Raw genomic sequence first — 11,868 nt, 5'->3', positions numbered from 1 at the left:
AGAAATTCCTATGCAACGCATCACCATCCTTGGCGCCACCGGTTCGATCGGCGTGTCCACGCTGGACGTGCTCGCCCGTCACCCCGAGCGCTATTCTGTTTATGCCTTGTCCGCGCACAGCCGCGTCGATGAACTGGCGGCGCAGTGTATTGCCCACCGCCCGCAACGCGCGGTCGTCGGCACCGCCGAGGCAGCAGGGCGCCTCGCCGCGCTGCTGCGTGCCGCCAACGTCGGTACCGAAGTCGAATACGGCGAAGCCGCGCTGTGCGCGATCTCGTCCGCGCCGGAAGTCGATAGCGTGATGGCCGCGATTGTCGGCGCCGCCGGCCTGGCGCCCACGCTGGCTGCCGCCCGCGCCGGCAAGAAAATTCTGCTGGCCAACAAGGAAGCGCTGGTCATGTCCGGCCAGCTGTTCATGGATGCGGTGGCCGAGTCCGGCGCCATCCTGCTGCCGATCGACAGTGAGCACAACGCCATTTTCCAGGCCATGCCGCAATTCGGTGGCCGCACGCCGGCCGTGCGCGACGCCAGTGCCGGCGTGGCCAAGATCCTGCTGACTGCCTCAGGCGGACCGTTCCTCACGCGTGACGTAGCGACACTGGAAGACGTGACGCCCGAGCAGGCCTGCAAGCACCCGAACTGGTCGATGGGCCGCAAGATTTCGGTCGATTCGGCCACCATGATGAACAAGGGCCTGGAAGTGATTGAGGCGCACTGGCTGTTCGGCGCCCCGGCCGACCGCATCGAGGTCGTGATCCACCCGCAGTCGGTGATCCACTCGATGGTGTCGTATGTCGATGGTTCGGTGCTGGCCCAGCTGGGCAACCCGGACATGCGCACGCCGATCGCGCATGCGCTGGCGTACCCGGAACGGATCGCCTCCGGCGTGGCCCAGCTCGACATCACCGAGATCGCCACCCTGCAATTCCACCGTCCCGACTATGCGCGCTTCCCGTGCCTGGCGCTGGCGTTCGACGCCTTGCGCGCCGGCGGCACCGCGCCGGCCTTGCTCAACGCGGCCAACGAAGTGGCGGTGCAGGCCTTCCTCGACCGCCAGATCGGCTTCCGCCAGATCGACCGCGTGATCGCGCAAGTGGTGGAGCAATTGCCGCACGGCGCCGCCGACAGCATCGAGGCGGTCATGGCGCAGGACGCCGCTGCCCGGGCCGCCGCCGAACGCTGCATCGGCCAGCTCGCGCGATGAATTTTCTCACCACCATCCTGGCGTTTGCCGTCTGCCTCGGCTCGCTGATCACGATCCATGAGCTGGGCCACTACCTGGTGGCGCGCTGGTGCGGTGTCAAGGTGCTGCGCTTCTCGGTGGGCATGGGTAAAGTTGTCTGGTCGCGCCGCTTCGGCCGCGACCAGACCGAGTGGGCCGTGTCCGCCTTGCCGCTGGGCGGCTACGTCAAGATGCTCGACGCCCGCGAGGGCGACCTGGCCAGCATTCCGAAAGAGGACCTGGCGCGCGAATTTACGCGCCAGAGCGTCTGGAAGCGCATCGCCATCGTGGCTGCCGGTCCGCTGGCCAATTTCCTGGTTGCCATCGTGCTGTTTGCCGGCCTGTACATGCATGGCGTGGAAGAGCCGACCAGCAAGATCAGCGTGCGCGCTGCCGCCGGCCAGGATGCCGACCGCACACCCGCCGCCCTGGCCGGCCTGCGCACCGGCGACCGCATCACCGCCGTCAACGGCGAGCCGGTGGCAGCGTGGTCCGAGCTGCGCTGGAACCTGATGCAGGCAGCCGTGGACAAGAAGGAAGCCAGCCTCACGGTCGAGCGTTCCGGCTACGGCCGCGTCAACGCCATCGTGCCGGCAGCCACCATGACCGCGCTCGACCTGGAAGGCGACATCGTCGGTAATCTCGGTATCGGCGTGGCGTTGCCGTCGCCGGTGGTGCAGCAGGTGCTGCCGGGCGGCGCTGCCGAGCGCGGCGGCCTGCAAGTGGGCGATCTGCTGAAAAGCGTCGATGGCGTGGCGGTGCAGGACGGCGTTGCCTTCATCGAACTGATCCGCGCCGCGCCCGGCAAGACCGTGCAGGTCGAGGTCATCCGGGCGGGCCTGCCACGTACGCTGGCGGTGACGCCGCAGGCCGAGATGCTCAAGGGCGCGGATGGGGAAAAGTCAGGTAAGCAAGCTGTAACAGTCGGTAAGATCAGCGCTTACGTCGCCTTGCGCCCGGATATGATCAACGTGCCCTCGGGGCCGCTGAGCGCATTGGGCAAGGCGGTCGAGCGGGTATGGGATACCTGCACCATGACGCTCAAGATGATAGCCAAGATGGTGACCGGCGAAGCGTCACTCAAGAATGTCACCGGTCCGATTACAATTGCCGACTATGCCGGCCAGACCGCACGCATGGGCGTGGCCAGTTATTTGAGCTTCATTGCGTTCATCAGTATCAGTCTGGGCGTAATGAATTTGCTACCGATTCCCGTTCTAGACGGGGGGCATTTGCTGTATTATTCGCTGGAAGTTTTAACCGGGCGTCCCGTGTCCGAGCGCGTAGCGGAATTCGCCCAACGCATCGGTATCGGTTTATTGATGACCCTGATGGTGCTGGCGGTATTTAACGACATCACCAGACTCATGTAACTCGATGAGTTACCCGGTTCGTACTCACAGTTACATAGTTACATAGTAGTTCGTTGAATGAGACATTGAATAACCCCGATGAAATTATATTCTGACCGTATTACTCCATCTTCCATGCGCCGCAGTCTGATTGGCACCGCCGTCCTGGTACTGTGTGCCGGCAACGCCATGGCGATCGAACCCTTCGTGATCAAGGACATCCGCGTCGAAGGCATCCAGCGGACGGAAGCCGGTACGGTCTTCAGCTACCTGCCGGTGCGCGTGGGCGAGACCTTCAACGACGACAAAAGTATTACCGCCATCAAGGCGCTGTATGCCACCGGTTTCTTCAAGGACGTGCGCCTGGAAGCCGACGGCCAGGTACTGGTGGTGCTGGTCGAGGAGCGCCCGGCCATCTCCAAGGTGGAATTCACCGGTACCAAGGAATTCGAAAAGGACGTGCTGGTCAAGGCGCTGAAAGACATCGGCGTGGGCGAAGCGAAAATCTTCGACAAGGCATCGGTGGATCGCGCCGAGCAGGAACTCAAGCGCCAGTACCTGTCGCGCGGCCTGTACGGCGTCAAGCTGGTCACCACGGTCACCCCGCTCGAGCGTAATCGCGTCAATATCACGTTCGCGGTGGACGAGGGCGAAATCGCCAAGATCAAGCAGATCAACATCATCGGCAACAAGGTGTTCTCGGACAAGGAACTGCGCGACCAACTGGCGCTCAATACCGGCGGCTGGTTCAGCTGGTACACCAAGGCCGACCAGTATTCCAAGACCAAGCTGACCGGCGATATCGAGTCGCTCAAATCGTTCTACCTCAATCGCGGCTACATCGAGATGAACATCGATTCCACCCAGGTCTCGATCACGCCCGATAAAAAAGACATCTACATCACCATCAACATCACCGAAGGTGAAAAGTACAACGTCTCCGACATCAAGTTCGAGGGCGAGACCTTCGGCCGCGAGGACGAGCTGCGTTCGCTGGTATTGCTGCGCAAGGGCGCCGTGTATTCGGGCGAACTGCTCACCGCCACCAACAAGCTCATTTCCGACCGCCTGGGCACCTTCGGCTACGCGTTCGCCAACGTCAACGCCAACCCGGACATCAACCAGGAAAAGCGTGAAGTGAGTTTTACCTTCATGATCGATCCGGGCAAGCGCGCCTACGTGCGCCACATGAACATCGCCGGCAACACCACGTCGCGCGACGAAGTGATCCGCCGCGAGTTCCGCCAGTTCGAATCGTCCTGGTACGACGCCAACAAGATCAAGCTTTCGCGCGACCGCGTCGACCGCCTCGGCTACTTCAAGGATGTCACCATCGACACGCCGGAAGCGCAGGGCACGTCCGACCAGGTGGACGTCAACCTCACCGTGGTGGAAAAACCGACCGGTAACTTCACCATCGGCGGCGCGTTCTCGCAGTCGGAAAAATTCACGTTCCAGGCGGCGATCCAGCAGGCCAACTTTGCCGGCTCCGGTACCACCGTGGGCATGGAACTGAACACGTCCAAGTACAGCCGCACGATTTCGTTCTCGCAGTTCGACCCGTACTACACCGACGACGGCATCTCGCGTTCGTACGAGGTGTACCTGCGTACGCAGCGTCCGCCGGCCCTGAACATCGGCAGCTACACCATCAAGCAGAAGGGCGGCCGCATCAGCTACGGCGTGCCGTTCTCGGAAACCGACACCGTGTTCCTCGGTATCGGCCTCGAGCGCTCGTCGATCGAAACCGATTCGACGTCGCCAACCCGGTTCCTGCAATACGTGTCCGACGTCACCGGCAACGCCAGCGGCATCGGCAAGGCCGAGACCAACGCCGTGCCGCTCACGCTGGCATGGTCGCGCGACAGCCGCGATTCCGGCCTGACGCCATCGGCCGGCCGCTACCAGCGCCTGAACCTCGAGCTCGACGTGATCGGCAAGCAGAAATACTACCGCGCCATCTACGAGCAGCAGTACTACAAGCCGCTGATCTGGCGCTCCGTGCTCGCGCTCAAGGGCGAGATCGACTACGGCCGCGGCCTCGGCGACACGCCATACCCGGTGTTCAAGAACTTCTACGGCGGCGGTATCGGTTCGGTGCGCGGTTACGAAAGCTCGTCGCTGGGCGCGGTCGATGCCCGCTACGGCGATGCCCTGGGCGGCGCCTCGCGCCTGATCGGTAACGCCGAGCTGCAACTGCCATTCCCGGGCTCCGGCCAGGATCGCAGCCTGCGCTGGTTCGGCTTCCTCGATGCGGGCCAGGTGTACCAGGAAGGCGAGAAGATGCGCTACTCGCAGCTGCGCTACTCGGCCGGTCTTGGTATCAGCTGGATTTCGCCGGTGGGCCCGCTCAAGTTGAGTTATGCTAAGCCTCTTAATGCCAAGCCGGGCGACCGCCTGGAACGCTTCCAGTTCCAGATGGGTACTGGTTTCTAACCCGCCCCGACTCGGCTATCTATATTTAATCGGAGAATCAAGTTGAATACTGCATCCGCCAAGATGACCAAGACCTACGGCGCCTCGCTTGCCGCTACGCTTGCCCTGGCAGCGTTGGGCTGGTGCGCCATGGCGCCGGCGCAGGCGCAGACCTCGCTGTCGCGCATCGCCTGGCTCAGCCCGGAGCGCATCTACAACGAGTCCAAGCTGGCCAAGCTGGCCAGCGAAAAGCTGCAGGAAGAGTTCAAGTCGCGCGAAAAAGCCATGCAGGAGATGGAAGGCCGCCTGAAAGCGGCTTCCGCCAAGCTGGAAAAAGACGCACCGGCCCTGGCCGAAGCGGAACGGGTACGCCGCCAGCGCGACGTGTTTGACCTCGACAAGGAATTCCAGCGCCGCCAGCGCGAGTTCCGCGAAGACCTGAGCCAGCGCACCAACGAAGAGCGCCAGGCCATTTCCGACCGCGCCACCAAGATCATCCGCCAGATGGCCGATACCGAAGGTTTCGATATCGTGCTGCAGGATGCAGTGTGGGCCAGCAAGCGTATCGACATCACCGACAAGGTGTTGGCAGCGCTCGATAAAGACAAGTAAAAAAGGACCATGATGGGCACTCGACTGGGCACATTGGTCGAACGCTTCGGTGGCCGGTTGATGGGAGATGCGAACCTGGAAGTGACCGGGATCGCCCCATTGGCAGACGCCGGCGTTTCGCACATCAGCTTTCTCAGCAATAGCAAACTGCGCGCCCAGGCGCGCGACAGCCACGCGGCGGCGTTGATCGTCGCCGAAAAAGATGACGAGTTCATCGCCGCCGGCTACACCGGTGCGCGCATCGTCGTCGCCAACCCCTACGTGTATTTCGCCCGCGCGGCGCAGTATTTCGAATCGCTGACGGCCTTCGTGCCGGCGCCCGGCATCCATCCCAGCGCCGTAGTGGCCGACGATGCCCACGTCGCCGCCAGCGCCCATATCGGCGCGCGCGTGGTGATCGAATCGGGCGCCGTGATCGGCGAACACGCGGTGATCGACGCCGGCTGCTACATCGGCCGCGAAGCGGAAGTGGGCGAGGGTACGCACTTCTTTGCCAATGTCACGTTCCACGCCCACTGCATTATCGGCGCGCGCGGCATCATCCACTCGGGCGCCGTGATCGGTACCGACGGTTTCGGCTTCGCCAACGAGGGCGGCGTGTACATCAAGATCCCGCAAACCGGGCGCGTGGTGATCGGCGACGATGTGGACATCGGCGCCAACACCACCATCGACCGCGGTGCGCTGGCCGACACCATCATCGAAGACGGCGTCAAGCTGGACAACCAGATCCAGATCGGCCACAACTGCCACATCGGCGCCCACACGGCCATGGCCGGGTGCACCGGCGTGGCCGGCAGCGCCAAGATCGGCAAGTACTGCACCTTCGGCGGCGCGTCGATGGTGCTGGGCCACCTGACCATCGTCGATCGCGTGCACGTGGGTTCTGCCTCCATGGTGTCGCGCTCGATCCTGGAACCGGGCCAGTACACGGGCTTTTATCCGCTGGCGAAAAACGCCGAGTGGGAAAAGTCGGCCGCCATCGTGCGCAACCTGCCCGGCATGCGCGAAAAAATCCGCGCGCTCGAAAAAATTATCAAGACCAATAAAGAAAACGAAACATCATGACCACTACTCAGCCCGACACCTCCAAGACCATGGACATCTGCGAAATCAAGTCCTACCTGCCGCACCGCTACCCGCTGCTGCTGGTGGACCGCGTGCTCGCGTACGAAGAGGGCAAGTCGATCACCGCGATCAAGAACGTCACCGTCAACGAAGAATTCTTCAACGGCCACTTCCCGCACAAGCCGGTGATGCCGGGCGTGCTGATGATCGAAGCGATGGCGCAAACCGCGGCGCTGCTGTCGTTCAAGACCATGGGCATCAAGCCTGACGAAAGCTCGGTGGTGTACTTCGTCGGTATCGACGGCGCGCGCTTCAAGCGCCCGGTCGGTCCTGGCGACCAGCTGAAAATGGACGTCGAAATCCTGCGCAATGCGCGCGGCATCTGGAAATACAAGGCCGTGGGCACCGTCGATGGCCAGGTAGCGGTGGAAGCGGAATTGATGTGCACCATCCGCAGCGTTGCGGACGCCAGCCAGCCTGCGGGGCAGTAATCATGGGTACCATCCACGCTACCGCAGTCATCGATCCGAAAGCGCAGCTCGATAGCAGCGTCGACGTCGGCCCGTACACGGTCATCGGACCGCACGTGCAAATCGGCGCTGGCACCGTGGTCGGCCCGCACGTGGTAATCGAAGGCCATACCACCATCGGCCGTGATAACAAACTGTTCCAGTTCTCGTCGATCGGCGCTGCGCCGCAGGATAAAAAATGGGCCGGCGAACCGACCCGCTTGACCATCGGCGACCGCAACACGATCCGCGAGTTCTGCACGTTCAACACCGGCACGGTGCAGGACAAGGGCGTGACCTCGCTCGGCAACGACAACTGGATTTCGGCCTATGTGCACCTGGCGCACGACTGCCAGGTGGGCAGCAACACCATCTTCTCGAACAACGCGCAGATCGCCGGCCACGTGGAAATCGGCGACTGGGTGATCATGAGCGGTTTCGCCAACGTCCACCAGTTCTGCAAGATCGGCGCGCATGCGTTCGTGGGCATGAGCACCAGCCTGACGCAGGATGTGCCGCCGTTCGTGCTGTTGAACGGTAACCCGGCGCAGGCGCACGGCGTCAATATCGAAGGCCTCAAGCGCCGTGGTTTTACGCGCGAAGAGATCAACGGTATCCGCACCGCCTACAAGCTGCTGTACCGCTCGGGCCTCACGCTGGAAGAAGCCAAGGCCGCGTTGCGCGCCGAAGAAGAAGCCGCGCCCGGTGCGGCGGTCCATATCCGCGCCATGCGCGAATTCCTCGATACGGCGTCGCGTGGCATCGTCCGCTGACAAGCTGTCGCTGGCGATGGTCGCCGGGGAACCATCGGGCGACCTGTTGGCCGCCCGTTTGCTTTCCGGCCTCAAGCCGCACTTGCCCGGTGCGCGGCTGCACGGCATCGGCGGCGAGCACATGATCGCCCAGGGGTTCGAATCGCACGTGCCGATGGACAAGCTGACCGTGCGCGGACTGCTGGCCGTGATTCCGCGCTACCGCGAAATCAAGGGCATCCAGAACCAGCTGCGCGACCAGTTGCTGGCCGACCGGCCGGCTGCCTTCATCGGCGCCGACTACCCGGGCTTCAACCTGGGGCTGGAAGAGCAGCTCAAGGCGGCGGGCATCCCCACCATCCACTACATCGGGCCGCAGATCTGGGCCTGGCGTGGTGGCCGCATCAAGAAGATCGTGCGCGCGGTCTCGCACATGCTGGTGGTGTTCCCGTTCGAGGAAGAGATTTATCGCCAGGCGGGCGTGCCGGTCAGCTACGTCGGCCATCCGCTGGCGGAAGTGATCCCGATGGTGCCGGACGAAGCGGGCGCGCGCGCCAAACTCGGTTTGCCGCAGGACGCCAACGTGGTCACCATCATGCCCGGCAGCCGCATGTCCGAGCTTAAATACAATACCGTGGCCTTTGTGCAGGCGGCCAAACTGCTCAAGCAGCGCGACCGCTCGCTGCGCTTCGTGGCGCCGATGGCGGGCGAACGCCAGCGCCAGTATTTCCTGGAACTGGTGGCGCAGGCGGGCCTGCAGGACGTGGAAATCGACCTGCTCGACGGCCAGTCGCACACGGCGATTGCCGCCGGCGACGCAGTGCTGGTCGCTTCGGGCACCGCATCGCTGGAAGTGGCGCTGTTCAAGAAGCCGATGGTGATCGCCTATAAAATGATGGCGCTCGAATGGCAGATCTTGCGCCACTTCGGCTACCAGCCGTGGGTGGGCCTGCCCAACATCCTGGCGCGCGAATTTTTGGTGCCCGAGATGCTGCAGGACGCCGCCAACCCGCAGGCGCTGGCCGACGCCATGTGGCAGCAACTGTCCGACGCGCCGCACCGGCTGCGCCTGGCCCAGCGCTTCACCGACATGCATCACAGCCTGCTGCGCAACAGCGCGGTGGAGAGTGCGGCGGCGGTTTTGAAGGTGATCGGCCGTGGTTAGCCAATTAGATGAATAAGTGAAGTAAAACGTGAAAAACCCAAACCCCGGCCTGTTCGACGACCTCCCCAACTCCCCCGACGAAATCATTTGCGGGGTGGATGAAGCCGGCCGTGGCCCGCTGGCCGGACCGGTGTTTGCCGCTGCCGTCATCCTCGATCCCAATCGCCCGATCCTCGGCTTGCGCGACTCGAAAAAGCTCACGGAAGCCAAGCGTGACTTGCTGGCCCCGGTGATCAAGTCGCAGGCGCTGGCCTGGGCGATTGCCCAGGCGTCGGAAGACGAGATCGACCAGTTGAACATCCTGCAAGCGTCGATGCTGGCCATGCGCCGCGCGGTGGAAGCGCTGTCCACCGTGCCCACCCTGGCACTGATCGACGGCAACCGCTGCCCGGTGATGCAGATCCAGTCGATCGCGGTCATCGGCGGCGACGACAAGGTCGATGCCATCTCGGCCGCATCGATCCTGGCCAAGACTGCGCGCGATGCCGCACTGGTCGAACTGCACGCGCAGTACCCGCATTACTGCTTCGACCAGCACAAGGGCTACGGCACCGCGCTGCACCTGGCGCGCTTGCGCGAGCATGGCGCCTCGCCGGTGCACCGCCGTTCGTTCGCACCTGTGCGCGCCGTGCTGGAACTGCATACCGCCCACACCGTGCAAACCGGCCAGGTCGCGCAGAGCGTGCAAACCGTGATGAAAATCGAGGTGAGCGCATGAAGACGATCACCTCGCGCGACAACGCCCAATACAAGGACCTGGTCAAACTGGCCGGCAGCGCCCAGGCGCGCCGCAAGTCGGGCCGCACGCTGCTCGACGGCGTGCACCTGTGCCAGTCGTACCTGCAATTGCGCGGCGCGCCCGAGCAGTGCGTGGTCAGCGAAACCGCGCTGCACAACCCGGAAGTGATGGACATCGTCGGCGGCCTCGAAGCGCAACACGCGCATGTGCTGGCCCTGCCCGATGCGCTCTACAATGCGATCAGCCAGGTCGAACACGGCGTGGGCGTGATGTTTTTGATTCCCACGCCGGAGCGCGCGGTGACCGGACCGTTGCAGGTGTCGGCAGTGCTGCTCGACGGCGTGCAGGACCCGGGCAACGTCGGCTCCATCCTGCGCAGCGCGGCAGCGGCTGGCATCACGCAAGTGTATTGCAGCGCCGGCACCGCGTTCTGCTGGTCGCCCAAGGTGCTGCGCGCGGCCATGGGCGCCCACTTCGTGCTTGATATCTTCGAGAATGTCGATTTGCCGGCGCTGGTTTCGAACTCGCAGGTGGTGTCGCTGGCCACCAGCGGCTATGCCACCCAGCGCCTGTATGATGTGAACCTGCGCCAGCCGGTGGCGTGGCTGTTCGGCCACGAAGGGCAGGGCGTGGCGCACGATTTATTGGCGCTCGCTTCCCACCAGGTGGTGATTCCCCACGCGGGCCAGGTAGAGTCGCTCAACGTGGCCGCTTGCGCAGCAGTATGCTTTTTCGAACAACTCAGGCAGAATCAGGGCTAGGCAGTTTCCACCGGAGCGGTTATGGATATCGGGCAGTTGCACTTTCTGGTCGCAGAAGGAGACGACGCGCAGCGCCGCGTGCTGGTCGATATCCTGCAACGCACGGGGGCGCGCCAGATTACCGAGGCGCCAGACGGCGACACCGCGCTGCGCTGCCTGGGCCTGCGCTACCAGCCGGCCGTCAACATCATCATTCTCGACTTGCAGATTCCCGGCATCGACGCGCTGGAAGTCATCCGCCGCATGGGCGACCTGCAAAGCCGCGCGGGACTGATCATCTTCGGCTCGCAAACCAATTCCGTGCTGTTCTCGATCGAATCGATGGCCGACGCGTTCGGCCTCGACGTGCTGGGCGTGATGACCAAGCCGCTGATTGCCGGACGGCTGGAAGCGGTGATCGCCGCCCACCTGAAGCCGCCCGAACCTCGGCGCGAGCGCGTGCCCACGCTGTCGTTCGCGGAGGTGGGCAATGGGCTCAATAACAACGAATTCGCGCCGCACTTCCAGCCCAAGATCGAGCTGGAAACCGGCCGGGTAAAAGGCCTGGAGATGTTCGCGCGCTGGCGCCATCCGCGGTATGGCCTGCTCGGTCCCGCCTCGTTCATGCCGGCGCTGGTGGAAAACCACCGCATCGACTTCCTCGACTGGGCGCTGATCGAAAAATCGGTGCAGGCCTGTCGCCGCCTGCACGACGACGGTATTCCGATTTCGTTCTCGGTCAACGTCGATCCCAGCACGCTGGCGCACCCGCAATTCATGGAGCAGATCGACGCCTGCCTCGAACGTCACCGCATCATGCCCGACTATCTCACCTTCGAGATGACGGAAAAGGCGGTGCTCACCACCACGCCGCACTTCCTTGAACGGCTGCTGCGGCTGCGCATGAAAGGGTTCGGCCTCGCCATCGACGATTACGGCACGGGCCTGATCAACCTGCAACTGCTGGCGCGGGTGCCGTTCTCCGAACTGAAAATCGACCGGAGTTTCGTCGATGGCGCGTTCCGCAAGCCGGCGATTGCCACCGTGTTGCGCTCGTGCCTGGGCCTGTCGCGCAGCCTGGAACGGCGCTCGGTGGCGGTGGGCGTGGAAACCAAGCAGGATTGGGATTTCCTGCAGGGCCTGGGTTGCACTTATGCCCAGGGCTATTACATCGCCAAGCCCATGCCGGTGGAAGAATTTCCCGACTGGTTGTCGGACTGGCGGCATTTTTTCTAGGGATTTTTCAGCGGCATTCCTGTTCTCCCCGCGCTTGAGCGACATCAAGCGGCGTCAT

The 11,868-nt window shown here is 63.4% G+C and carries 11 protein-coding genes; all 11 read left to right on the top strand.

Going from position 1 to position 11,868, the window contains the following annotated elements; translation table 11 throughout:
- Nucleotides 1–10: 10 nt before the first annotated feature.
- Nucleotides 11–1,204 carry a 1-deoxy-D-xylulose-5-phosphate reductoisomerase gene (gene ispC / locus SR858_RS14350; protein WP_019919686.1) on the top strand — a complete coding sequence of 398 codons (1,194 nt, stop codon included), beginning with the start codon at nt 11–13 and terminating at the stop codon, nt 1,202–1,204.
- Nucleotides 1,201–2,595, top strand: a complete 1,395-nt coding sequence (gene rseP, locus SR858_RS14345; RefSeq protein WP_019919685.1) for an RIP metalloprotease RseP — start codon at nt 1,201–1,203, stop codon at nt 2,593–2,595. The genes ispC and rseP overlap by 4 nt, the downstream gene beginning before the upstream one ends.
- A 78-nt stretch (nt 2,596–2,673) precedes the next feature.
- Complete coding sequence (bamA, locus tag SR858_RS14340) at nt 2,674–5,010, top strand: outer membrane protein assembly factor BamA (protein WP_026636887.1); 2,337 nt, start codon at nt 2,674–2,676, stop codon at nt 5,008–5,010.
- Nucleotides 5,011–5,073: 63 nt separating this feature from the next.
- Nucleotides 5,074–5,601, top strand: a complete 528-nt coding sequence (locus SR858_RS14335; RefSeq protein WP_040377325.1) for an OmpH family outer membrane protein — start codon at nt 5,074–5,076, stop codon at nt 5,599–5,601.
- A 12-nt stretch (nt 5,602–5,613) separates the two neighbouring features.
- On the top strand, nt 5,614–6,669 hold the full coding sequence (gene lpxD, locus SR858_RS14330) for a UDP-3-O-(3-hydroxymyristoyl)glucosamine N-acyltransferase (protein WP_026636886.1): 1,056 nt from the start codon (nt 5,614–5,616) through the stop codon (nt 6,667–6,669).
- Nucleotides 6,666–7,160, top strand: coding sequence for a 3-hydroxyacyl-ACP dehydratase FabZ (gene fabZ / locus SR858_RS14325; RefSeq protein ID WP_026636885.1), 495 nt, complete (start codon nt 6,666–6,668; stop codon nt 7,158–7,160). Before lpxD ends, fabZ begins: the two co-directional genes overlap by 4 nt.
- 2 nt (nt 7,161–7,162) lie before the next feature.
- Nucleotides 7,163–7,951: an acyl-ACP--UDP-N-acetylglucosamine O-acyltransferase gene (gene lpxA, locus SR858_RS14320; protein ID WP_019919680.1), complete on the top strand. Its 789-nt coding sequence runs from the start codon at nt 7,163–7,165 to the stop codon at nt 7,949–7,951.
- A complete protein-coding gene (gene lpxB, locus SR858_RS14315; protein ID WP_019919679.1) occupies nt 7,935–9,095 on the top strand; it encodes a lipid-A-disaccharide synthase in 1,161 nt (386 codons plus the stop codon). Before lpxA ends, lpxB begins: the two co-directional genes overlap by 17 nt.
- Before the next feature lie 28 nt (nt 9,096–9,123).
- The gene (rnhB, locus tag SR858_RS14310) at nt 9,124–9,813 is read left to right on the top strand and encodes a ribonuclease HII (RefSeq protein WP_019919678.1); all 690 of its coding nucleotides are present in this window, start codon (nt 9,124–9,126) and stop codon (nt 9,811–9,813) included.
- Entirely contained in the window at nt 9,810–10,595 is a 786-nt protein-coding gene (locus SR858_RS14305; RefSeq protein ID WP_019919677.1) for a TrmH family RNA methyltransferase, read from the top strand. Before rnhB ends, SR858_RS14305 begins: the two co-directional genes overlap by 4 nt.
- 21 nt (nt 10,596–10,616) lie before the next feature.
- A complete protein-coding gene (locus SR858_RS14300) occupies nt 10,617–11,810 on the top strand; it encodes an EAL domain-containing response regulator (protein ID WP_019919676.1) in 1,194 nt (397 codons plus the stop codon).
- The last annotated feature ends 58 nt before the right edge of the window (nt 11,811–11,868 follow it).

The sequence above is a fragment of the Duganella zoogloeoides genome (genome assembly GCF_034479515.1).
GTDB lineage: Bacteria > Pseudomonadota > Gammaproteobacteria > Burkholderiales > Burkholderiaceae_D > Rugamonas > Rugamonas zoogloeoides.
The sequence above is the reverse complement of the archived record's forward strand: the minus strand, read 5'-3'. Positions and strand labels throughout refer to the sequence as shown.

Bases quoted from the DNA above. Each gene is read 5' to 3' on its own strand.
- rseP (WP_019919685.1), top strand. From the start codon at position 1,201: ATGAATTTTCTCACCACCATCCTGGCGTTTGCCGTCTGCCTCGGCTCG.
- fabZ (WP_026636885.1), top strand. From the start codon at position 6,666: ATGACCACTACTCAGCCCGACACCTCCAAGACCATGGACATCTGCGAA.
- bamA (WP_026636887.1), top strand. From the start codon at position 2,674: ATGAAATTATATTCTGACCGTATTACTCCATCTTCCATGCGCCGCAGT.
- SR858_RS14300 (WP_019919676.1), top strand. From the start codon at position 10,617: ATGGATATCGGGCAGTTGCACTTTCTGGTCGCAGAAGGAGACGACGCG.
- lpxA (WP_019919680.1), top strand. From the start codon at position 7,163: ATGGGTACCATCCACGCTACCGCAGTCATCGATCCGAAAGCGCAGCTC.
- lpxD (WP_026636886.1), top strand. From the start codon at position 5,614: ATGGGCACTCGACTGGGCACATTGGTCGAACGCTTCGGTGGCCGGTTG.
- SR858_RS14335 (WP_040377325.1), top strand. From the start codon at position 5,074: ATGACCAAGACCTACGGCGCCTCGCTTGCCGCTACGCTTGCCCTGGCA.
- SR858_RS14305 (WP_019919677.1), top strand. From the start codon at position 9,810: ATGAAGACGATCACCTCGCGCGACAACGCCCAATACAAGGACCTGGTC.
- ispC (WP_019919686.1), top strand. From the start codon at position 11: ATGCAACGCATCACCATCCTTGGCGCCACCGGTTCGATCGGCGTGTCC.